This is a genomic window from Pseudomonas sp. 3JA, from assembly GCF_036961705.1.
GTDB lineage: Bacteria > Pseudomonadota > Gammaproteobacteria > Pseudomonadales > Pseudomonadaceae > Aquipseudomonas > Aquipseudomonas fluorescens_Q.
This window is the reverse complement of the sequence record NZ_JBAMDJ010000016.1, coordinates 102154-122956: the sequence shown is the minus strand read 5'-3', so window position 1 is coordinate 122956 and position 20803 is coordinate 102154. Positions and strand designations below refer to the sequence as shown.

Here is a 20803-nt window from a genome sequence, read left to right as displayed (position 1 = left end):
ATGAGGCCCTTACAGACAACAAAGAAACAAAGACACAAGCACTAACCCGAGCAATCAACGCGCTGCCTGCCTGGGCAACGCAGTTCCACAAAAACAACAGCGAGGTGAAAGCATGTCTGGTAATCGTGGTGTCGTGTATCTCGGCCAAGGTAAGGTTGAAGTACAGAAAATCGACTATCCAAAAATGCAGGACCCGCGCGGCAGGAAGATTGAGCACGGTGTCATCCTGCGCGTGGTCTCCACCAACATCTGCGGCTCCGACCAGCACATGGTGCGCGGCCGTACCACGGCTCAGACCGGTCTGGTCCTGGGTCACGAAATCACTGGTGAAGTGATTGAAAAGGGCAGTGATGTCGAGAACCTGAAAATCGGTGATCTGGTGTCGGTGCCGTTCAACGTGGCTTGCGGGCGCTGCCGTTCCTGCAAAGAGCAACACACCGGCGTCTGCCTGACCGTCAACCCGGCCCGTGCCGGCGGTGCCTACGGTTACGTGGACATGGGCGACTGGACCGGCGGCCAGGCCGAATACGTGCTGGTGCCGTACGCCGACTTCAACCTGCTGAAGCTGCCGGACCGTGACAAGGCCATGGAGAAAATCCGCGACCTGACCTGCCTGTCCGACATCCTGCCGACCGGCTACCACGGCGCCGTCACTGCTGGTGTTGGCCCTGGCAGCACCGTCTACATCGCCGGTGCCGGCCCGGTTGGCCTGGCGGCCGCCGCTTCCGCACGCCTGCTGGGCGCGGCAGTGGTGATCATCGGTGACGTCAACTCAGTCCGCCTGGCCCATGCCAAGGCCCAGGGCTTCGAAATCGTCGACCTGTCCACTGACACCCCGCTACACGAGCAAATCGCTGCACTGCTGGGCGAGCCAGAAGTGGATTGCGCCGTCGACTGCGTTGGTTTCGAAGCCCGTGGTCACGGCCATGACGGCGTCAAGCACGAAGCCCCGGCCACCGTGCTCAACTCGTTGATGCAGGTGACCCGTGTCGCCGGCAAGATCGGTATTCCCGGCCTCTACGTCACCGAAGATCCAGGCGCGATCGATGCCGCCGCCAAGATCGGTGCCTTGAGCATCCGTTTTGGCCTCGGCTGGGCCAAATCCCACAGCTTCCACACCGGCCAGACCCCGGTCATGAAGTACAACCGCCAGCTGATGCAGGCGATCATGTGGGACCGTATCAACATCGCGGAAATCGTCGGTGTGCAGGTGATCAGCCTGGATGATGCGCCGAAGGGGTATGGTGAGTTCGATGCGGGTGTGCCGAAGAAGTTTGTGATTGATCCGCATAAGTTGTTTAGTGCGGCGTAAGGTTGTAGGCAAGACGGAAAAAGGGCGGCAGTGATGTCGCCCTTTTTGTTCATAAACGTTGCATAACGGGTGCGTTAGAACAGTATCATCTAGGCCGTCGAAATGGGATTGCTCTTGCCATAGGGATTTCTGTTTTAGCTGAACAGGGTAATAGCCGTCCCAATTGCGCTTCCGTTTCTGATGGAGGTGACATTTTTTCCTAGCCCCTGCAAGTATGCTTGAACGGGCGCTAAATTAGAAAATTCAGGTTGAAAATGACCCGATTTGTCCGTGATTATTGTTTTTTTTGCGATGCGCATAATGTAGCCAGCACTTATAATGGTCTTGCTCTTTGCTTGCGAGGCGATAACTGGGTGCGACAGAATTTTGGTGGGCTCACCTTTCTTTATTCCGCCGATAAAAAACTCGTGCTCATCGGTAAAGATGAACTTATATTTGTAATTATTGTTCTTCAGTGTTTTTAAGTCCGCCTTGTCATTGACTTCTATAATGAAGGCTTTTTTATCCTTGATAGCCCATCCAGAAAGTTGGGATTCGTAGTCGAGGGTGTTCGACCTTCGGTTCTTCAGGACTTTAGGGTTATTGAGCGAGTTATTAGTGACTGAAGCCCCAGAGTCGTAAGATTTTTTTGCGCTTCCTAGTCCTCCTTTTTGGAATATTTTTAGCAGCTTAGGCAAAGGGAAATGCCCGGTCGGATCGCTTCGATTCACAGGGTCGCCACCACAATATACATACGCATTTAACCCACCCTCCCCAAACGGACTCAAACTGTCCGGGCTATTGAACCGCATCAGCACCGGATTGAACGCCCGATATCCATTGCCCATTAGATAATGCCCCGTCTCTGGGTCCGGCCGTTCGCCGTTGAAGCCGAGCAAGCTAAGCAAACCGTTTTCCGGCGGGCGGTGGCCGTAAGGCGTGTAGGCAAGGGCATAAGGCTGCGTTGCATTGAGTGCGTGCAATACCGAGCGTTGTTGATCGGTGGTAAGCAAAGTGGTCTCGACGGCGCCGTTCTGGCGCTGTTGTTGCGCGAGGAGTTGATCGGCCTGCTGGAAAATCGAGCGCCCTATAGAACCTTGTAGCTCGCAGGTCAGGCGCTTTTGCAGATAAAAGCGCTGGGTATTGGTCTGGGTCGACGGTGAGCAGTTGGCCAGACGATCCAATGGGTCGTAATGGTAGCGACAGAGCAGTGTTTCACGGTTAGCAGACATGGGTTGGCTCCCTGAATGGATCTATTATTCCGGCGTAACTTTCGTGGCCTGCATTCCCTTGCTTCCCTGCTCGATTTCAAACGAAACGCTCTGCCTCTCCTTCAAAGTTTTATAGCCCTCACCGGCAATCGCCGAGTAGTGAACGAACAATTCCTCGCCACCTTTGCCGCAAGAAATAAAGCCATAGCCCTTTGCATCGTTAAACCATTTAACGGTTCCCTTGATTCGGTCGTTCATTTTTATTGTCCTGCTTGCCCGAATGGATAAAGGCGTGGTTGCCCATGGCCTTGTTTTCGTTGACACAACAGGAGCTTAGGATCGGGGCAAATCGTTGCCTACTGTCAGAGTTGACAGTAGGCAATACCGAGAGGGAATAACCGATTGCAGGTGATATTCAGATGACTGTCATGAGGCGGTCATGCCATGGCTTGCGCCTGTAAGCGGCGGCCGATCACGTCCAGTACGTCGCAGCCATCGCGCAAGGGAATCGCCAGGAGCAGGGCGAAGTCGTGGAGGACGACGGCGTCGGAACTGATCTCCTCGCGGAAGGCGATGTTTTCCAGCAGTTGGGTGGCGGCGCGGATGCGGTAGGCGGCGGTTTCGTAGAGGACGTCGAGGGGGGCTTGGGTGTCGATGAGCAGGGTGGCGGGGGTGCAGTCGACGCCGGTGATGGGGATGTATCGGTTCATTGGATAGAACTCCCGTAGCTTGGTGGATGCCGCCACTCACTCGTCGCCAAACGAATGGGTGGCAGCTGTACGCGGGTTGGCGAACCGGATAGCTACGGACTCCGGCAGACCTCAGGTCTCCCGCGCACAACTACCATTAAGTAGTTTTTCGAGTGCAAAAGCCCGTGCCAAAAAGCAGGGCTTCTGACCGTAGTTTATCGAGTCGCCAAACCCGAGTCGCCATGTGGACGACGGGAAGAACTATAGGCATCGCCTATTGGGCTGGGCAAGGCTCGCTGTTGCGGGGGATTTCCCAAGTATTTGTGGGATTTTTGGTCGTGAGTATTCAGGCAGGAACACCGCTTCCATTGTGGTGAGGGGATTTATCCCCGCTGGGCTGCGAAGCGGCCACCAAACCAGGCAGCTCGGTGCGTCAGGAGGATTGAGTTCGCTGTTTTAGGGGCTGCTGCGCAGCCCAGCGGGGATAAATCCCCTCGCCACAAAGGGAGAGCAGTCCCCTGCTTTTCAGATACCAGCGGCGAGCGCTTCGCACTCGAGCGGGAGCAAGCTCCCTCGCCACCCGGTTATCGGTGTGCAGTCGCGGCCTCGACCCGGTCGCAGAATTCAGGGTAGAAACCCCGGGCGCTGGGGCCTTGGCAATAGTCTTGCGCCTGGGTCAGGGCATCGGCGCTGAAGTCCAGGCTACGGGGCATGCTGGCGAAGGTGACGTAGCCATCCTGTTGCGTCTTGATGGCGTCGAAGCCTTGCATGTCGTAGACCAGCTCCACGTCATCGTCGACAAGCAGGCGCGCCTTGACGGTCACTTGCGTGTACTGCTTACCCCCCGGTGCGCCGTTGAGCGCAGCAAGGCCGTGGCCGACAATCCGCAGCAGGTCCGCAACCCAGGCGTTGCTGTCATCGGCGGCGGTGTTTGGACGGTAGCGCAACGTCAGCGTTTGCTGGTCGCGGGTTACATCGGTAAGCGTCGGGTCGGAGCGCTTGATGCGGTGTTCGATGGTCAGCCAGGTCTTTTGTTCTTCGCTGGTGCCGTCGGCCAGTTCTGGATTCAGCGGGCCACGCTGGTACTCGTTGACGCCCAGGACAATGAGCATGCCCGTCAGGATGACGGCGAGGGCCGCGCCGCCGATTTTTACGTTCATAGGCAAACTCTGCTGGAGAAAGCCGCACTGTACGGTAACCGTGCAGGCGATGGCAGGGCGCCTTGAAATGCTGTGCAGGAACAGTGACGCGGTTGCCATTCCCGATCAAAGCAACAGGTTGAAGTAGTCTGCGTCCATTAACTTGCACATTTTGGTGTCCGGGCTTTCGCAGCGATTATTCACCCACCCTGAAAAGGCCGGTTCCAAGATCTGCTGTTCCTCCGTATTCAGATTTATGGCCCCGTACCGGCACGTAATGGTCGCCCTTATGGCTGCCTGTCTGTCCTCGTCGGCTTCATGGATAACGTACTCGGCGCCTTCGAATTGCAGCGTTGCCGGGTCGACCACGTCCACCAGGCTTTCGCTCTCCCATTCGTGGTTGTCTTGTACCTCGACGAAAAAAACATCTTCCACCGATTCAATGTTTTTATGGATGTCAGTGACGGCAGGGCAGGTTATTTCACCGGCATGGGCGTGGCCGATGATCAGCAAAAGCAACGCCGCGCCTCCAGCCAGTATTTTTCTCATGTGCCAGGCTCCAGGGCTCAGATCAACGATTCACGGCTTTGGTCGGGCGGGCTACTGTCAATGTTGTCAGTTATTTATGTCAATTCAGAACTGTATATGGATATTTGGTAACTTATAGCTATAAGAAAAAGCGCAGTTTTCATTGAATCAGACACTTCTGACGGGCTTGGAAGATTTTTCTGTAGTGGCTATCGGCCATTCCTGTAATACGTTTAGGAACAATCTGCATCCGCTCCAGTCCAACGCTCGCTTTACGCCGCTCTTGATGAGCGGCTTTTTCATGGTCTAGAGGATGTCCCGGATGAAGGTTTCACGTGGTTTTGCTCTGTCTTGCCTGTTGACGCTGGCTGCCAGCCCAGCCTTCGCGCAGTTCAGTCTCAGTGATGCAGCCAATGTGGTGTCGGCGATGCAGGGCAACCAAGGCGAACAGGGCGAGGGCGCCGTGGCTGCCGCGCCGAAAGCCGCCGGGCTGCTCAACACCTTGGGATCGGAACTCAAGATCACGCCGGAACAGGCCATCGGCGGTGCCGGTGCGATGCTGGGGCTGGCGAAGAACCAACTCAGCGAGCCGCAGTTTTCCGAGTTGAGCAAAAGTGTCCCGGGCCTGGATCAGATCGCTGGGAACAGCGCCATCGGCGGGCTTAATGGCCTGGGCGGTTTACTCGGGGGCGGGTCGGAGAAGAATGCACTGCTCGACGGCTTGCTGGGCAACGTCAAGGACACCGGCGACCTGAACAATGCCTTCAGTGCGCTGGGCATGGACAGCGGCATGATCGGCCAGTTTGCCCCGATTATCTTGCAGTACCTCGGCCAACAGGGCGTGGCAGGTTCGTTGCTGCAGAATCTGGGGGGGATTTGGGGTACGGGGGCGGGTGTTTGATGAAGGTGGCGACATCGAAAATCCGCCACGGAACCATCAAAACCTCAAGCTGAAATAGTCGGCGTTCACCGGCTTGCAGGAGTAGGTGTCCCGGCTGGCGCAATGGTTGGCCGACCAGGGCAAGGACGCCGGCTCCTGGGCGTCAAGATAATCCAGCGTGAGGTTGTTCTCGCCGTAATTGCAGCTAATGATCACTCTCCTCGGCACCTGTTCATCTTCGTCGGGTTCATGGACCGCGAACTCAGCACCGTTGAATTGCTGCACCGCTGGATTGGCCTCCTGTCCAAGGTCCTGGCTCTGCCATTCGCGTTCGTCCTGAATTTCTACCGTTTCAGTGGTGCCATGGATGAGTGTTGTAGCCGGACAGGTGACTTCTGCGGCATGAACATGGCCGATTATCAGTAAGCAAATTCCTGCGCCGCCATCAGTCATTAAGTTTCTCATGGGCTTGCCTCCACAATGTGTCCCGGCGACATGTTTGCGGCTGTGCTTGGCGAGGGCTACTGTCAATGCTGACAGTTGTTTATGTTGATTTGGAATTAGTTGGTTATTGCCTGTTAACCTTTGGCGATAAGAACTCAAAACTTCATGAAAAGCGGAAACGTCTGAAGTATTAACAGATGGGGCGGTCTTTGCAGGGTTCCGCTTCGCGCAGTTCAGCCTCAGTGATGCGGCCAATGTGGTGTCGGTAATGCAGGGCAATCAGGCTGAACAGGGTGAGGGCGCCGTGGCCGCTGCACCGAAAGCCGCCGGGCTGCTCAACACCCTGGGCTCGGAGCTCAAGATCACGCCGGAACAGGCCATCGGCGGTACCGGTGCGATGTTGGGGCTGGCGAAGAATCGGCTCAGCGAACCGCAGTTTTCCGAGTTGAGTAAAAGTGTGCCGGGTCTTGATCAGATTGCTGGTAACAGTGCCATTGGCGGGCTTAATGGTTTGGGCGGTTTGCTCGGTGGTGGGCCGGATAAAAATGCCTTGCTCAATGGCTTGCTGGGTAACGTCAAGGATACCAATGACTTGAACAACGCCTTCAGTGCGCTGGGCATGGACAGTGGGATGATTGGGCAGTTTGCTCCGGTGATTCTTGAATATCTTGGGCAGCAAGGTGTGGGTGGTTCGTTGCTACAAAACCTGGGCGGTATCTGGGGCGCTGGTGCTGGTGTCTGATCATTGGATGACTATTAGGGTTCCCTGCTAACGTCAAAGACTGCCGGCTCCGTCTTAATGGTTGCGAATGATGTTTTGCCACTCTTGCGCAGGTTGTCTCACATCGCTCGTAAACTCCTCTATTTCATCGAATCCTGAAAAGCGTACTTCGGGCTTGCGGGGCTTGCGGGGCTTGCGGGGCTCGCGAGGCTGGGAAATGGGGGCGGGTTGGACACTGTTGTGGAACCTACGCATGACGTTGGAATACTCCTTTCTTAACGATTTTGTTATTGATGAATTCGCTACTCGCCGAGCTTTTCTTTCCCACTCAGCTTGCTGCGGAGCGCGAAAATCATTCGGAGATAATAATTCGTCCATTCGTTGTTGACGAAGAAGCTCCAAGTCGTCGGACATTTTAATTAATTCGAAGGGTCTTTCACCCGCAGGTATCGTTAATTTTCTATTTCTCGCAGTGTTGAATCGAGCTTCATCAAGGGCCGAATATAGTGGGGCCGAACTTGAGGTTTTCGCATGCCGAGTAGGAGTAGCAGTTTTTGCTGGGGTTTTGCTTTTAGGAACAGTCGGTGTGATATTGAATAGACTTCTGAAACGTTTCCCAATCCCCCAAAAATGCCCTGATGGATCTATCCAGTTCCTCGGGTCCCCTGCGCAATACGCATACGCATTCAACCCACCCTCCCCAAACGGACTCCAACTGTCCGGACTATTAAACCGCATCAACACCGGATTAAACGCCCGATACCCATTCCCCAACAAATAATGCCCCGTCACCGGATCCGGCCGTTCGCCGTTAAACCCAAGCAAACTGAGCAAGCCGTTTTCTGCCGGGCGATGACCATAAGGCGTATAGGCGACGTGATGAGGTCGGGTTGCATCGAGCGCATTCAATACCGAACGCTGTTGATCAGTCGCCAACAGCGTGGTGTCGCCCCTTGCATCCTCGCGCCGTAGTTGCGCCAACAGTTGGTCGTCGTGTTGAAAGACGCTGTGTTGCACCGTCCCCTGTATCTCGGTCGCCAATCGGCTTTTGCAATAAAAGCGCTGGGTGCGGGCCTCGGCGGAGGGCGCACAATCGGTCAGGCGATCGAGTGGGTCGTAGCGATAGCGGCACAATACAGTTTCGCCAGGGGCGGTAGGCATACGCCGGGCTCCGTGCAAGGGGCCAAAAATCCAGACCTCCAGTTTCGGAGGTTTTCCCGCTGCTGCCTACTATCAGAACTGTTAGGAATCCATTGTTTCGCTACGCAACGCCGCAATCCGCCGATCCTTCTCAGTCCACAGCTGGTTAACCCAATCCTGCACATGCTGGCGAAACACCGGGTCGTTCTCGTAATCCCCCTGCCACAGCGCCGGGTCCAGCTCGCGGGTCTGGATGTCGACGATGACCCGGGGCACCGCGCCGCTGATCAAATCCCAGAACCCGGGAATCCGTTCCTGCGGGTACACCACCGTGACGTCCAGTACGGCATCGAGTTGTTCACCCATGGCCGCCAGCACGAACGCCACGCCACCGGCCTTGGGTTTGAGCAGGTGGGTGAAGGGTGACTGTTGCTGTTGGCTTTTGGCGGCGGTGAAGCGCGTGCCTTCGAGGTAGTTGACCACGGTGACCGGCTGGCGCTTGAACAGCTCGCAGGCCTGGCGGGTGATTTCCAGGTCCTTGCCGGCCAGTTCCGGGTTCTTGGCCAGGAAGGCCTTGGTGTAGCGTTTCATGAACGGGTAATCCAGCGCCCACCAGGCCAGCCCCAGGAACGGCACCCAGATCAGTTCTTTCTTGAGGAAGAACTTGAAGAACGGCGTGCGGCGGTTGAGGGTCTGGACCAGGGCGGGGATGTCGACCCAGGATTGGTGGTTGCTGATTACCAGGTAAGACGTATCGCCGCGCAGGTTGGCGCCGCCGCGGATGTCCCAGCGGGTGGGGATGCACAGGGCGAAGATCAGCTTGTCGATTTCGGCCCAGGTCTCGGCGATCCACATCACCGCCCACGAGGCGTAGTCGCGAAAGCGCCCGGGCAGGACCAGTTTGAGCAGGGCGAACACCATCAGCGGCCCGAACAGCACCAGGGTGTTGAGCAACAACAGCAGCGTGACGAAACAGCCGGTGAGCAGGCGGCGCATACATGACTCTTGCAAGCGGGTGGGCGGGCCATGATAAGCAGCTTCCGGCGGCAGGCCAAATCGGCGTGGACGAAAGTTTCACTTGGGCTTGGCTAAACTGGATGGGCTTTTGTGGCGAGGGAGCTTGCTCCCGCTGGGCTGCGAAGCGGCCCCCAATTGGCGGCGATGGCCAGACCGATTTGCGACTGCTGCGCAGCCGAGCGGGAGCAAGCTCCCTCGCCACAGGGATGTTTAACCGAACGAATTCATCAGCAACGGTCTAAAACCCCACTCCCACAATGGAAGCCCTGACTACATGAAATCAGTTCTAGCCCTGCTTACCCTGGTGGCCCTTCCAGTGCTGGCCGCCGAGCCGACCCTGTACGGGCGCTACGAATACATCGCGCTGCCGGAAATCGGTGGTGAAGTGCTCAAGGCCAAGATGGACACTGGCGCGCTGACCGCCTCTCTGTCGGCCAAGGACATCGAAACGTTCACCCGCGACGGTGATGACTGGGTGCGGTTCCGCCTGGCGACCAAAGGTGCGAGCAATAAACTCTACGAGCACAAGATTGCGCGCATCAGCAAGATCAAGACCCGCTCTGAGGAAGACGAGGACGACGACGAAAAAATCGCGCCGACCAAGCGCCCGGTGGTGGATCTGGAGCTGTGCCTGGGTAACGTCAAGCGCACCGTGGAGGTCAACCTGACCGACCGCAGCAGTTTCAATTACCCGTTGTTGATTGGTGCCAAGGCCCTGCGTGAGTTTGGCGCAGCGGTGAATCCGGCGCGGCGGTTTACGGCGGATAAGCCGGATTGTTGATGGTGTAGCCCACATGCCGAACATGGTCCCGAAAAATAGACGATGCTTTTCGGGGCTGGATGTTTTGTAGTGTTGCGTATAAGTTTGATTTTATGCGGCGAGGGCTATTGGCGAATCTTTTTCAATAAGTCGATGCCGGTATGTTCTTTAATGTACTTCGCGCGACGAAGTCTTGCGCTATTAACATAATCTTGGTTAAGTCTTTTGATTGGCGTACCAGGGTTAGTACGGTTGAATTCGTCTACCTTGACAGAGTTCGCTAAATTTAGAGATTTAGAAATTTCTATCTCATAAGGAGTCGTGTCGAGCAGTCCGGTCTTTGGATCTATAAATTTTTCGTTTACATCTGGATGGTTTTCAAAGACATATCCGAATTGTGCTTTTTTGAATGCTATCAAGCTGTCTTTCAGGTCCCGTATGCGGTTGGTTATGGTGTAGCTAGTTTGGTCTTTTAAAAGTTTTTCATTTTCTTTTATAAGCTTTACTTTGGATCTTATTGATTTACGGTATTTTTTCATGTAAGCCGTGGCTTGAGCTTTGCGACGAGCTGGGGTAGGTATCGATCGTTCTATCGGTAATCCAAATGCTTCATTTACCAAGTTTTTTATGAATAACTCCATCTTTGGCTTTATTGGCATTGGCATTGGCATTGGCTTTGGCATTGGCAAAGTGCGAACATGCCCCGTAGGATCCGTCCAATTAATCGGATCCCCCAAACAATACCCATAAGCATTCAACCCTCCTTCGCCAAACGGACTTAAATTGTCCGGACTGTTGAATCGCATTAACACCGGATTGAACGCCCGATACCCATCCCCCAACAAATAATGTCTCGTCACAGGATCCGGCTGTTCACCATTGAACCCGAGCAAACTGAGCAAGCCGTTTTCCGCCGGGCGATGACCGTAAGGTGTATAGGCGAGGGGATGAAGCCGGCTTGCATCGAGGGCGTTCAATACCGAGCGCTGTTGATCGGTTGCGAGTAGGGTGGTTTCGACCTTTGCATCTTCGCGTCGAAGTTGCGCCAACAACTGGTCGTCATACTGGAGGACGCTACGTTGCACTGCGCCCTGTATTTCGGTGGCTAATCGGCTCTGGCAGTAAAAGCGCTGAATGCTGGCCTCGGTGGACGGTTTACAATCGGCCAGGCGATCGAGCGGGTCGTAGCGGTAGCGGCACAATACGGTTTCACGAGGGGAGGCAGGCATCGACTGAGCTCCATCTGAAGTCCGAAAATAACTCGCCTTAGCATCAGCCGCTTGTCAGCGGTTGGCCACTATCAGAACTGGTAGGCACAACGACCAGCCACCGACAAACTCAACTGCCATTGACGTGCCCCCAGCCTTGCGGCACCGTTCCGGCAACTTTATTGCCGGGCTCGCAAGCCATGCCTCATATCCTGATTGTCGAAGACGAAGCTGCCATCGCCGATACGCTGGTGTTTGCCCTGCAAGGGGAGGGGTTCGACACCACTTGGCTGAGCCTTGGCGCCGCCGCCCTCGATCACCAGAAGAACACCCCGGCCGACCTGATCATCCTCGATGTGGGCCTGCCGGATATCAGCGGATTCGAGACGTGTAAAAATCTCAGACGTTTCAGCGACGTTCCGGTCATCTTTCTGACAGCCCGGGATGGCGAGATCGACCGGGTCGTGGGCCTGGAAATCGGTGCCGACGATTATGTGGTCAAACCCTTCAGCCCCCGCGAGGTGGCGGCCCGGGTTCGGGCGATTCTCAAGCGCGTGGCGCCGCGACCGGCGGCGGACTCAAGCACAGCGTTGTTCCAGGTGGACAGCGACCGGGTGCAGATCAACTATCGCGGCAAACCGTTGAACCTCACCCGACACGAGTTCCGCCTGCTCAATTGTCTGCTGGAGCAACCTGAGCGGGTTTTCAGCCGCGAACAATTGCTCGACGCCCTGGGCGTGGCCAGTGATGCCGGCTATGAGCGCAGCATCGACAGCCATATCAAGAGCGTGCGCGCCAAGTTGCGCCTGGTGAGGGCCGAGGCCGAACCGATCCAGACACATCGGGGCCTGGGCTACAGCTACAGCCCGGGGCACAGCTGATGTCGCTGGGGATCCGGATTTTCCTGGTCTATGTGCTGTTTATCGGTCTGACCGGGTATTTCGTGCTCAACACGGTCATGGAGGAAATCCGCCCCGGCGTGCGCCAGTCCACCGAAGAAACCCTGGTGGACACGGCCAACCTGATGGCCGAGATCCTGCGGGACGATTTCAAGGCCGGCACCCTCAACCAGAATCGCTGGCCGCAGTTGCTCAAGGCCTACGGCGAGCGCCAGCCGGCGGCGACGATCTGGGGCTTGCCGAAAAACCAGGTCAGCCATCGCATCTATGTCACCGATGCCAAGGGCATCGTGGTGCTCGATTCCAGTGGCGTGGCGGTGGGCCAGGATTATTCGCGCTGGAACGACGTTTACCTGACCTTGCGTGGCCACTACGGCGCCCGTTCGACTCGCAGCGTTGCCGATGACCCAACGTCTTCGGTGATGCACGTCGGCGCGCCGATCCGCGACAACGGCCGGATCATCGGTGTCGTCACCGTGGCCAAGCCCAACAGTTCGCTGCAGCCCTATGTCGACCGCACGGAGCGGCGCCTGCTGGCCTACGGCGCGGGGCTGATCGTGCTCGGCCTGCTGCTAGGGGCTCTGTTGTCATGGTGGCTCAGCGCAGCATTGCGCCGTTTGACGAGCTACGCCCAGGCGGTCAGCCAGGGACGCCGGGTGGAAGTGCCGCATTATCGCGGCGGCGAGTTCGAGCAACTGGCGGGGGCGGTGGAGCACATGCGCACCCAACTCGAAGGCAAGGCCTACGTCGAGCGTTACGTGCACACCCTGACCCACGAGCTCAAGAGCCCGCTGGCGGCGATCCGCGGCGCTGCCGAGCTGCTGCAAAATGATATGCCGGCGGCCCAGCACCAGCGCTTCGTCAGCAACATCGAGAGTGAAAGCGTGCGCATGCAGCAGTTGATCGAACGCTTGCTTAACCTGGCCCAGATCGAGCAACGACAGGGGTTGGAGGACGTGGTCGCTGTGCCGCTGGTGGCTTTGCTGGATGAGTTGCTGGAAGCGCGCGGTGGCTGGATCGAAAGTCGTCAGCTAAAGGTCGAGCAACGTATTGCCGCCGACCTGACCCTAACGGGTGAGGCATTTTTGTTGCGCCAGGCCCTGGGTAATCTGCTGGAAAACGCCCTGGACTTTACTCCCGCCCATGGATTGCTGCGCATCAGCGCCGAACGAATCGACAACCACGTCGAGATCCGCCTGTTCAATCAGGCCGAACCGATTCCCGACTACGCCCTGCCACGCCTGAGCGAGCGCTTCTACTCCCTGCCGCGCCCGGACAGCGGTCGCAAGAGCACGGGCCTGGGGCTCAACTTCGTGGAGGAAGTGGTGCAGTTGCATGGCGGTGAATTCAGGATTGGCAACGTCGAGGGTGGGGTGGAGGTGGTGCTGCGGTTGCCTTGAGAAAAATTTGGTTAATTTTGTTATTGGTTAATTTACATAATCATTTTTTAGGTTTAGTTTTCGCTCAGCACTGACGAACAATAACTAGACCTGTCAGCACGCCCCGCCTTACGGCGAGATGGCTTTCGGTTCGTTGGTCCTATTCGTGGCTACACAACCGGGAGCATGAGCATGGTAAGCCTCTGGCAAAAATTGCAGGCCAAGTTGCTGCGCGCCTTCGCCAAACGAATGAAGGCGAAGTTCACCTATGACCCCGCGCGGTTTCCGTTGCGCGCCGTGGCCGAACAAACCATTGCAACCCCATGGGGACCCGCGCGGGCGTTGTTCTACTGGCCCCATTCCCAGACCGCGACGACGCTGCCGGTGTATCTGAATTTCCACGGGGGTGGTTTTGTCGCCGGAACGCCCGAGCATGACGACAGCTATTGCCGTCGACTGGCCCACAACCTGAATTGCCTGGTGGTCAACCTGGACTATGCGCTGGCGCCAGAGCAGGTCTTTCCCGCAGCGCCGCGGCAATGTTTTGCGGTGCTCGAGTGGTTGGCGGGCCAGGCCGAAGCGTTGGGTATCGATCCCCAGCGGATCGCCGTCGGTGGTCATAGCGCCGGCGGTAATCTGGCCGCGGTGGTGGCGGGCCTGGCGCGGGGGCATCGAACACTGAAGGTGGTGCATCAATTGATCGACTATGCGGCGCTGGACCTGGCCCAAGACCCGGCGCTGAAGACTTCCACCGTTGCCCGTCCCTTGCTCGGTGTCGGCCTGATGCGCTTCTTCATGCGCTGTTACCTGAGCGATCCGGCACAGGCGCTCGATCCGTTGGCGTCGCCCCTGCTGTCGCCGGTCGATTCGCTGGTGGGGATGCCGGCGGCCACGGTGATCACCGCGCAGTACGATATCTTGCGTGGCGAGGGCGAGGCCTACGCCGAAAAGTTGCGTCAGGCCGGCGTGCCAGTGCGGTTGCGAATGTTTGAAGGCTGCGACCACATGTTCACCCACCTGGGGCCGGACGAGTCGGCCGAGCAGGCCTGGCAACTGATGGAAGATTCCCTGCGCGAAGCGTTTCAGGTCGTGGATGTGGCGGAGGCCGGCGTTCGCGCCCAGCACGACGAGGGTAGTCTCCACACAATCTCCACAATCGCTCCATAAGCCCAACACACAGCCACCCCAGACTCTCCCTCATTCGAACAGGGAGAGCCCCACATGAACCGCAGTCTCGCCATAAAACTGGGCATGATCGCCCTATTGATTCTCTTGTTGATGATCCCGTTGTTGATGATCAACGGGCTCATTGATGAGCGTCAGGAACTGCGTGACGGTGTGCTGCAGGACATCGCCCGCAGCTCCAGCTACAACCAGCAACTGATCGGGCCGATGATCGTGGTGCCGTTTCGCAAGAGCGTGAAGGTCTGGAATACCAACGAGAAGACCGGCGTGCGTTTCCTGGAAACCGTCGAGCGAGCAGGTGAGTTGTATTTTTTACCGGAGCAGTTTGAACTCGACGGCCAAATCCGCACCGAAACCCGTGCCCGGGGCATCTACGAAGCGCGCTTGTTCCATGCCGATAACCGGATCGATGGCCGCTTCAAGGTGCCTGAGCGCTACGGTGTCGCTGCCAAGGACTTTGCCGATTACCGCTTCGACGAGCCATACCTGAGCGTTGGCATCAGCGATATTCGCGGCATCGAGAATGCGCTGGCGCTGACGCTGAACCAACAGACCGTTGACTTCCTGCCTGGCTCGCGGCTCGGCTGGCTGGGGCAGGGTGTGCACGTGCCGCTGCCAATGATCACCGCCCAGGGCGGCCCTGAGCTGACCTTCGGTTTTGACCTGCGCCTGCAAGGCACCGGCGAGTTCCAGATTCTGCCAGTGGGCAAATCCACCAAGGTGCACCTGTCGGCCGACTGGCCACATCCCAGCTTCATTGGCAACTACCTGCCCACCAATCGTGAGATCAATGAGCAGGGTTTCAGTGCCGACTGGCAGACGTCGTTTTTCTCCACCAACCTTCTGGAAACACTGCAAGCCTGCGAACCAAGCGATAGTTGTGAAGCGTTCCGCAGCCGGGCCTTCGGAGTGAGTTTCATCGACCCGGTGGACCAGTACCTCAAGAGCGACCGGGCGATCAAATATGCGTTGCTGTTCGTCGCCCTGACCTTCGCCGGCTTCTTCCTTTTCGAAGTGCTCAAGAGCCTGGCGGTGCACCCGGTCCAGTACGCCTTGGTGGGCGTGGCGCTGGCGTTCTTTTACCTGTTGCTGCTGTCATTGTCGGAGCACATTGGCTTCGCCCTGGCCTACCTGGCGTCGGCCAGTGCCTGTGTGTTGCTGATCGGCTTCTATGTCTGCCATGTGCTGCGCAGCGTCAGCCATGGCCTGGGGTTTTCGGCGGGGCTGGCGGGGTTGTACGGCTTGCTCTACGGCTTGTTGAGCGCAGAGGACTACGCGTTGTTGATGGGTTCGCTGTTGCTGTTCGGCCTGCTGGGGGTGTTCATGGTGCTGACCCGCAAGCTGGACTGGTATGGGGTGGGGTCGAAGCCGGCCGCTGCAATGGCCTTCGATCTGGGAGAGGTGAAATGAGCCGGTCGTTGGGGTTGCGTGAGGATCAGCGAGTGCGCGAAGTGTTGGTGATGCGCATTGCCGGGTTGTTCCCGCTGGATCCGGTGCGCTGCTATCGCGAGCAGGCTCGTTCCCACAAGGTGCAACACGATTCTATGTGAGAGCGAGCCTGCTCGCGATGAGGCCGGCACAGCTTGTGCAGCGTTAGACCCGGGGCACTGTTTCAAGCATTGATGGCCGCAAACTGACCTCGGCAAACCACGCCGCCAGTTGTGGATGGGCCCTACGCCATTCCAGGTCGGGATGGCGCAGGTCCAGGTAGCCCAAGGCACACGCCACGCTGATGGAGGCCACGTCGAAATGGCAGGCCAGTTCGGCAATCGCCTCGGCTTCGAGCATGCCCAAGGCGCGGCGAATCTTGTCCCGCTGCGCCTCGAGCCATTCGTCCCAGTGCTTTTCCGCCGGGCGTAGCGCGGTTTCGTAACGGATCATCACCGCCGCATCCATGATCCCGTCGGCCAGGGAGGCCAGGGTCAGGCGCCGCCAGCGGGCCGCACCCTCGCGGGGGATCAGCGGGTTGCCGACGTGCTGGTGGTCGAGGTAATCGAGAATGACCCGGCTGTCGTGGATGACACTGCCGTTGGCCAGGCGCAGGGCCGGGATCTTGCTCAACGGGTTGTCATCGATGAGCGCCCGATCCGGCTTGACCGGCGTGAGCTGGCTGAGCTGCAATGCCACGCGATCCTGCTGACCGGTTTCGTGCAGCAGCACCAGGACCTTGCGAACGAAAGGCGAAGCGGGGTTGTGGAACAGCGTCATGCTGGGGGTGGACATGCAAAGTCTCCTCGATTGGCGGGCAGGACTTAGCCTAGACAGTTCCGGTGCGGCTGGCGAGTGGCCGCGTCCGGCTGAGCTTATCCGCGCTTGAGCAATCCCCAGGTCCCCAGCACCGTCGGAACCCCCAGGCCCACCCAGGCCACTGCATCCCACATCCCATCGCCCAGCAGCGCCGAAAACAACCCTGCTGCGCTCAGTACGCCAATCACCACGGGAATACCAAACACCTTCCAGAAACTCGACTGCCGAGGCCTCACGAGACGACCTCCGTGCCGACGGCTGCGCGCTTGGCCGCTTTACGCCGCACCAGCCACAGGTAGACGCCGCTGCCGAGGACGATGATGGTGAGCACGTCGAGGGTGGCCCAGAAGATTTGCATCGGCCGGCCACCGTAATCGCCGAAGTGCAGTGGCAGGGACAGGCTCATGACATCCATGTACCACGGCCGCTCGGCCACGGCGGTGACCTCCAGGGTGCTGGCATCGATCAATACCGGTGTCAGCAAATGCGAGGTCAGGTGGGTGCCGCCTTTCATGAACACGCCGTAGTGGTGTTGGCTGGAAAACAATGTGCCGGGGAAGGCAATGAAGCTCGGTTCCATGCCCGGCGCGACGTCCTTGGCGATGTCGAGCAAGCGGGTAGCCGGAGCCAATTGCGTCAGTGGCGGGGCGTTGCGATAGGGTTCGACCATGGCGCTGAGGCTGTCGTTGCGCCAGGCGGCGATGATCAGGTCGGCGCACGCGGCAATCACGCCGGTGACGCCAACGGTGAGCGCCCAGACCAGCGTCACCACGCCGATCAGGTTGTGCAGGTCGAGCCAGCGCAGGCGTGTGGATTTGTCCTGGCGCACCGTGGCGAACTTCAACCGGCGCATGAACGGCAGGTACAGGACTACCCCGGAAACGATGGCGATCACGAACAGCAACCCCATGAACGCCAGCAGCAATTTGCCCGGCAGGCCGGCGAACATGTCCACGTGCAGGCGCAGCATGACCATCATGAAACCGCCGTTGGCCGAGGGCATTTCCAGGGCCTCGCCGGTGCGCGCATCGAGCATGAAGGTATGGGAGGAATTGGGCTCGGTGTCCGGTGTCGGCGCCATGATGGTGAAGATGCCGTTGGGCTCGTCTTCGTCCCAGCCAAAATACTGGACCACTTCACCCGGACGATGGGCCTTGGCCTTTTCCACCAATTGCTGGAGGTCCAGGTGTGGCGTGTCGGCCGGCATCTCCCGGAACTCGGGGGCGTCGCCCAGCAGATGCTCGATTTCATGATGGAAAATCAGCGGCAGCCCGGTGATCGCCAGCATCAGCAGGAACACCGTGCAGATCAGGCTGGTCCAGGTGTGGACGAAGGACCAGCGGCGGATGGTTTTGCTTTTCATGATGGTTCCAAATGCAAAAAGGCCGCTTGCGGCGAGCACACTATTGACTCAAGGCGCTAATCCATTGTGGCGAGGGAGCTTGCTCCCGCTGGGCTGCGCAGCAGCCCCTCTTGGATGAGCGCTGCGCACTCAAGCGGGAGCAAGCTCCCTCGCCACGGATTCATTCACTTCGACGAGCAACATTGCACTGAGCGGCGTGCCCTCAAAAGATTTTGCAAATGCTAACCGTTTACCATTTGTAATTCACGCTGGCGACGACGTTGCGTTGGTCGCCGTAGTAGCAGTAGAAGCCGTCGCAGGTGGACAGGTAGTCCTTGTTGAAGAGGTTCTTCGCGTCCACCGCCACCGTGACCCCCTTGAGGGTCTTGTTCAAACGGCCCAAGTCGTAATGGGCCGAGGCGTCGTACACGGTGTAGGACCCGACATGGCCCCAGTCGGTGTTGGTGGTGTTGCCGTAGGTGTCGCCGACATAACGCACACCGGCGCCGACACCGAAGCCATCCAGCGGGCCGTTATGCCAGGTGTAGTCCGCCCAGGCGGTGGCCTGGTTGCGCGGCACCTGGGCCATGCGCTTGCCTTTTTCCGCCGTCGTGCCTTTGGTGATTTCACTGTCGTTGTAGGTGTAGGAACCGATGAGCTTCAGGTTGTCGGTCACGTCGCCCGAGGCTTCCAGTTCCAGGCCGCGCACCTGGACTTCTCCCACTTGGCGGGTGACGTTGTTTTCGGTGACGGAGTTGTTTTTCTGGGTCAGGTCGAACACCGCCGCCGTCAGTAGGGTTTTGGTGCCCGGCGGCTGGTACTTGATGCCCGCCTCGTACTGTTCGCCTTCGGTTGGCTTGAACGCGTCAGTGCTGTTGACGGTTGAACCTGCCGCCGCCTGGAACGACTGGGCGAAGGAGATGTAAGGCGTCACACCGTTGTCGAAGACGTAGCTCAGTGCCGCGTTGCCGCTGAATTTCTTGTCGCGCTGGGTGTTGGTCGCATCATTCTGGTTGTGGAACACGGTGCCGGTGTGAATCCAGTCTTCACGGCCGCCGAGGGTCAGGCGCCAGTTGTCCAGGGCGATCTGGTCCTGGATGTACAGGCCCGTCTGATTGGTCTTCTGGTTGTAGTCGTACATGGTGAAGTACTGGACGTTGGAGAAGTCCTGCCCATAGGTCGGGTTGTTGACGTTGCTGGTAGGCACACCGCTAGAGCCCCACTTCCAACGGGCATTGCTGTTGGAGCGTTGGTGGTCCAGTCCCAGCAGCAACGTATGACTCAAGGCTCCGGTCTGGAAGTCAGCCTGGAAATTGTTATCCACGGCAAATTGACTGATGTCTTCGTCAACGATGCTGGCACTGCGTTTGACGGTGCCGTCTGCGCTCACCGATTCGTCTGGACCGTCCGGAAAAAACGAGCCGCCGGCGGAGATGCCCTGGAACTCCAGGTCGCTCTTGGTATAGCGCAGGTTCTGGCGGAACTGCCAGGTGTCGTTCAGGCGATGTTCGAAGTTGTAGCCCAGCGCGTAGTAGGTACGGTCGTAGAATTCCCAATCCGGATCGCCGAGGTTCTTGTGGTGGGAAATCTTGCCCGCTGGCGAAGACAGCTTGGTGCCTTGCAACGGCAAGAACTGCCCGGTGATGCCGGTGTCGTCGCGGGTGTACTGGGACAGCAACGTCAGGCGGGTGTCGTCGTTGATGTTCCAGGTCAGGCTCGGCGCGAGGTTGTAGCGCTTGTCCGGGATGTGATCGACCTGGGAGTTGCTGTCACGTACGGTGCCGCTGAGCCGATAGAGGAACTGACCTTCGTCATCGACCTTGCCGGTGCTGTCGAAATTGATCTGCTTGTGTTCGTAGCTGCCGGCCTGCAACTCGACTTTATGGCTGCTTTCGGCCTGCGGGCGACGGCTGACCATGTCCAGCATGCCGCCGGGGGGCGTCTGGCCGTAGACCGACGAGGCCGGGCCACGCAGCACGGCGATGCGCTCCAGGTTCCAGGGCTCGATTTTCGGCGTGATGTAGTTGCCCTTGGGCAGCGGCAGGCCATCGAGGAATTGGGTCGGGATGAAGCCACGGACCAACAGCCAGTCGTTGCGCGAGTCCGAGCCGTAGCCGCTGCTCTGCACACCGGCGGTGTAGCGCAGGGCGTCATTGAGGTTGAGGACCGAACGGTCTTCCATCTGCTGGCGCGTAACCACGGAGACTGAGCGCGGCAGTTCGACAATCGGCGTATCCGTCTTGGTGCCGGCGGCGGTGCGGGTGGCGACGTAGCCCTCGGTCGGGCCCCACGCGGTTTCGCTGAGGCCTGCACCGATCACGCTGGTTTCCGGCAAGGCCATGACGCCTTCAGGTACAGCCACCAGGCTGTAGGTGCCGGCGCCGCTTTGTTCCAGTTGCAGGCCGGTGCCGCGCAGGGCCTGGCGCAATGCGCCGGTGGCGTCGAACTGGCCCTGGACCGGGGCCGAGGTCTTGCCCGAGGCCAGGGACGGATTCAGGCTCAGGGCGAGGCCAGCCTGGCTGGCGATCTGGTTCAAGGTGCTGGCCAGTGGCGCGGCAGGCAGGTTGTAGGTGCGCACGCTCGAGGCCTGTTCGGCGGCCAGTAGCGGGCCGCTGGCGAAGGGAGTGGCGAAGGCAATGGCGATTGCCAACAGGCTGGGGCGCAACAGGGTGTCTAGCGGGCGGGACATACGGCGGCTCCTGAATGGAAATATTTCTCAATTG

General features: G+C 58.5%; 21 protein-coding genes and 1 pseudogene. 9 read left to right on the top strand and 13 right to left on the bottom strand.

The annotated features are described in order from the left end of the window. Positions 1-112: 112 nt before the first annotated feature. A complete protein-coding gene (gene fdhA / locus V7773_RS14930; RefSeq protein WP_063324052.1) occupies positions 113-1312 on the top strand; it encodes a formaldehyde dehydrogenase, glutathione-independent in 1200 nt (399 codons plus the stop codon). A gap of 134 nt (positions 1313-1446) precedes the next feature. Here fdhA and V7773_RS14925 read toward each other — a convergent pair whose 3' ends face one another. The 5 genes from V7773_RS14925 to V7773_RS14905 all read right to left on the bottom strand — a co-directional run bounded on the left by V7773_RS14925 (position 1447) and on the right by V7773_RS14905 (position 4879). Further along, positions 1447-2523, bottom strand: coding sequence for an RHS repeat-associated core domain-containing protein (locus V7773_RS14925; protein WP_336074011.1), 1077 nt, complete (start codon positions 2521-2523; stop codon positions 1447-1449). Between the two features lie 24 nt (positions 2524-2547). Then, a complete protein-coding gene (locus tag V7773_RS14920) occupies positions 2548-2760 on the bottom strand; it encodes a cold-shock protein (protein WP_336074010.1) in 213 nt (70 codons plus the stop codon). A gap of 179 nt (positions 2761-2939) precedes the next feature. Further along, complete coding sequence (locus V7773_RS14915; protein WP_192262773.1) at positions 2940-3212, bottom strand: hypothetical protein; 273 nt, start codon at positions 3210-3212, stop codon at positions 2940-2942. A gap of 563 nt (positions 3213-3775) precedes the next feature. Then, positions 3776-4351, bottom strand: coding sequence for a hypothetical protein (locus V7773_RS14910; protein ID WP_336074009.1), 576 nt, complete (start codon positions 4349-4351; stop codon positions 3776-3778). 105 nt (positions 4352-4456) lie between these two features. Continuing rightward, entirely contained in the window at positions 4457-4879 is a 423-nt protein-coding gene (locus V7773_RS14905) for a DUF3757 domain-containing protein (RefSeq protein WP_336074007.1), read from the bottom strand. Between the two features lie 301 nt (positions 4880-5180). On the opposite strand from V7773_RS14905, the gene V7773_RS14900 reads away from it, so the two are divergent. Beyond that, a complete protein-coding gene (locus tag V7773_RS14900) occupies positions 5181-5759 on the top strand; it encodes a DUF2780 domain-containing protein (protein ID WP_092221497.1) in 579 nt (192 codons plus the stop codon). A gap of 36 nt (positions 5760-5795) precedes the next feature. On the opposite strand, the gene V7773_RS14895 is transcribed toward V7773_RS14900, so the two are convergent. Continuing rightward, a complete protein-coding gene (locus V7773_RS14895) occupies positions 5796-6203 on the bottom strand; it encodes a DUF3757 domain-containing protein (RefSeq protein ID WP_336074006.1) in 408 nt (135 codons plus the stop codon). Between the two features lie 202 nt (positions 6204-6405). On the opposite strand from V7773_RS14895, the pseudogene V7773_RS14890 reads away from it, so the two are divergent. Next, positions 6406-6924, top strand: a pseudogene (locus tag V7773_RS14890) (DUF2780 domain-containing protein); the annotation flags it as partial. Positions 6925-6978: 54 nt separating this feature from the next. Here V7773_RS14890 and V7773_RS14885 read toward each other — a convergent pair. Both V7773_RS14885 and V7773_RS14880 read right to left on the bottom strand, forming a co-directional pair. Next, the gene (locus tag V7773_RS14885; protein WP_336074005.1) at positions 6979-8064 is read right to left on the bottom strand and encodes an RHS repeat-associated core domain-containing protein; all 1086 of its coding nucleotides are present in this window, start codon (positions 8062-8064) and stop codon (positions 6979-6981) included. A gap of 81 nt (positions 8065-8145) precedes the next feature. Beyond that, positions 8146-9039, bottom strand: a complete 894-nt coding sequence (locus tag V7773_RS14880) for an acyltransferase (protein ID WP_336074004.1) — start codon at positions 9037-9039, stop codon at positions 8146-8148. Between the two features lie 295 nt (positions 9040-9334). Here V7773_RS14880 and rloA2 point away from each other — a divergent pair, with 295 nt between their 5' ends. After that, on the top strand, positions 9335-9841 hold the full coding sequence (gene rloA2 / locus V7773_RS14875; protein WP_092146335.1) for a retropepsin-like aspartic peptidase RloA2: 507 nt from the start codon (positions 9335-9337) through the stop codon (positions 9839-9841). Positions 9842-9945: 104 nt separating this feature from the next. Here the strand turns inward: rloA2 and V7773_RS14870 are convergent, their stop codons facing one another. Then, a complete protein-coding gene (locus V7773_RS14870) occupies positions 9946-11049 on the bottom strand; it encodes an RHS repeat-associated core domain-containing protein (protein WP_336074003.1) in 1104 nt (367 codons plus the stop codon). 179 nt (positions 11050-11228) lie between these two features. Here V7773_RS14870 and creB point away from each other — a divergent pair, with 179 nt between their 5' ends. The 5 genes from creB (at position 11229) to V7773_RS14845 (ending at position 16041) form a co-directional block, all read left to right on the top strand. Then, positions 11229-11909: a two-component system response regulator CreB gene (gene creB / locus V7773_RS14865; RefSeq protein WP_063324059.1), complete on the top strand. Its 681-nt coding sequence runs from the start codon at positions 11229-11231 to the stop codon at positions 11907-11909. Next, entirely contained in the window at positions 11909-13327 is a 1419-nt protein-coding gene (creC, locus tag V7773_RS14860) for a two-component system sensor histidine kinase CreC (RefSeq protein WP_336074002.1), read from the top strand. Before creB ends, creC begins: the two co-directional genes overlap by 1 nt. A gap of 171 nt (positions 13328-13498) precedes the next feature. After that, on the top strand, positions 13499-14473 hold the full coding sequence (locus V7773_RS14855) for an alpha/beta hydrolase (RefSeq protein WP_336074001.1): 975 nt from the start codon (positions 13499-13501) through the stop codon (positions 14471-14473). Positions 14474-14527: 54 nt separating this feature from the next. Then, positions 14528-15901, top strand: a complete 1374-nt coding sequence (creD, locus tag V7773_RS14850) for a cell envelope integrity protein CreD (RefSeq protein ID WP_336074000.1) — start codon at positions 14528-14530, stop codon at positions 15899-15901. Further along, positions 15898-16041 carry a hypothetical protein gene (locus V7773_RS14845; protein ID WP_336073999.1) on the top strand — a complete coding sequence of 48 codons (144 nt, stop codon included), beginning with the start codon at positions 15898-15900 and terminating at the stop codon, positions 16039-16041. Before creD ends, V7773_RS14845 begins: the two co-directional genes overlap by 4 nt. 43 nt (positions 16042-16084) lie before the next feature. Here V7773_RS14845 and V7773_RS14840 read toward each other — a convergent pair whose 3' ends face one another. The 4 genes from V7773_RS14840 to V7773_RS14825 form a co-directional block, all read right to left on the bottom strand. Next, entirely contained in the window at positions 16085-16714 is a 630-nt protein-coding gene (locus tag V7773_RS14840) for a glutathione S-transferase (RefSeq protein WP_336073998.1), read from the bottom strand. Between the two features lie 80 nt (positions 16715-16794). Beyond that, positions 16795-16974, bottom strand: coding sequence for a hypothetical protein (locus V7773_RS14835; protein WP_063324064.1), 180 nt, complete (start codon positions 16972-16974; stop codon positions 16795-16797). Continuing rightward, the gene (locus tag V7773_RS14830; RefSeq protein WP_092146345.1) at positions 16971-18101 is read right to left on the bottom strand and encodes a PepSY-associated TM helix domain-containing protein; all 1131 of its coding nucleotides are present in this window, start codon (positions 18099-18101) and stop codon (positions 16971-16973) included. The genes V7773_RS14835 and V7773_RS14830 overlap by 4 nt, the downstream gene beginning before the upstream one ends. A 229-nt stretch (positions 18102-18330) precedes the next feature. After that, positions 18331-20769 carry a TonB-dependent siderophore receptor gene (locus tag V7773_RS14825; protein WP_336073997.1) on the bottom strand — a complete coding sequence of 813 codons (2439 nt, stop codon included), beginning with the start codon at positions 20767-20769 and terminating at the stop codon, positions 18331-18333. Positions 20770-20803: the final 34 nt, after the last annotated feature.

Excerpts from the sequence above, each read along its gene's own strand:
- fdhA (WP_063324052.1), top strand. The coding sequence starts at position 113 with ATGTCTGGTAATCGTGGTGTCGTGTATCTCGGCCAAGGTAAGGTTGAA.
- V7773_RS14925 (WP_336074011.1), bottom strand. The coding sequence starts at position 2,523 with ATGTCTGCTAACCGTGAAACACTGCTCTGTCGCTACCATTACGACCCA.
- V7773_RS14920 (WP_336074010.1), bottom strand. The coding sequence starts at position 2,760 with ATGAACGACCGAATCAAGGGAACCGTTAAATGGTTTAACGATGCAAAG.
- V7773_RS14915 (WP_192262773.1), bottom strand. The coding sequence starts at position 3,212 with ATGAACCGATACATCCCCATCACCGGCGTCGACTGCACCCCCGCCACC.
- V7773_RS14910 (WP_336074009.1), bottom strand. The coding sequence starts at position 4,351 with ATGAACGTAAAAATCGGCGGCGCGGCCCTCGCCGTCATCCTGACGGGC.
- V7773_RS14905 (WP_336074007.1), bottom strand. The coding sequence starts at position 4,879 with ATGAGAAAAATACTGGCTGGAGGCGCGGCGTTGCTTTTGCTGATCATC.
- V7773_RS14900 (WP_092221497.1), top strand. The coding sequence starts at position 5,181 with ATGAAGGTTTCACGTGGTTTTGCTCTGTCTTGCCTGTTGACGCTGGCT.
- V7773_RS14895 (WP_336074006.1), bottom strand. The coding sequence starts at position 6,203 with ATGAGAAACTTAATGACTGATGGCGGCGCAGGAATTTGCTTACTGATA.
- V7773_RS14885 (WP_336074005.1), bottom strand. The coding sequence starts at position 8,064 with ATGCCTACCGCCCCTGGCGAAACTGTATTGTGCCGCTATCGCTACGAC.
- V7773_RS14880 (WP_336074004.1), bottom strand. The coding sequence starts at position 9,039 with ATGCGCCGCCTGCTCACCGGCTGTTTCGTCACGCTGCTGTTGTTGCTC.
- rloA2 (WP_092146335.1), top strand. The coding sequence starts at position 9,335 with ATGAAATCAGTTCTAGCCCTGCTTACCCTGGTGGCCCTTCCAGTGCTG.
- V7773_RS14870 (WP_336074003.1), bottom strand. The coding sequence starts at position 11,049 with ATGCCTGCCTCCCCTCGTGAAACCGTATTGTGCCGCTACCGCTACGAC.
- creB (WP_063324059.1), top strand. The coding sequence starts at position 11,229 with ATGCCTCATATCCTGATTGTCGAAGACGAAGCTGCCATCGCCGATACG.
- creC (WP_336074002.1), top strand. The coding sequence starts at position 11,909 with ATGTCGCTGGGGATCCGGATTTTCCTGGTCTATGTGCTGTTTATCGGT.
- V7773_RS14855 (WP_336074001.1), top strand. The coding sequence starts at position 13,499 with ATGGTAAGCCTCTGGCAAAAATTGCAGGCCAAGTTGCTGCGCGCCTTC.
- creD (WP_336074000.1), top strand. The coding sequence starts at position 14,528 with ATGAACCGCAGTCTCGCCATAAAACTGGGCATGATCGCCCTATTGATT.
- V7773_RS14845 (WP_336073999.1), top strand. The coding sequence starts at position 15,898 with ATGAGCCGGTCGTTGGGGTTGCGTGAGGATCAGCGAGTGCGCGAAGTG.
- V7773_RS14840 (WP_336073998.1), bottom strand. The coding sequence starts at position 16,714 with ATGTCCACCCCCAGCATGACGCTGTTCCACAACCCCGCTTCGCCTTTC.
- V7773_RS14830 (WP_092146345.1), bottom strand. The coding sequence starts at position 18,101 with ATGAAAAGCAAAACCATCCGCCGCTGGTCCTTCGTCCACACCTGGACC.
- V7773_RS14825 (WP_336073997.1), bottom strand. The coding sequence starts at position 20,769 with ATGTCCCGCCCGCTAGACACCCTGTTGCGCCCCAGCCTGTTGGCAATC.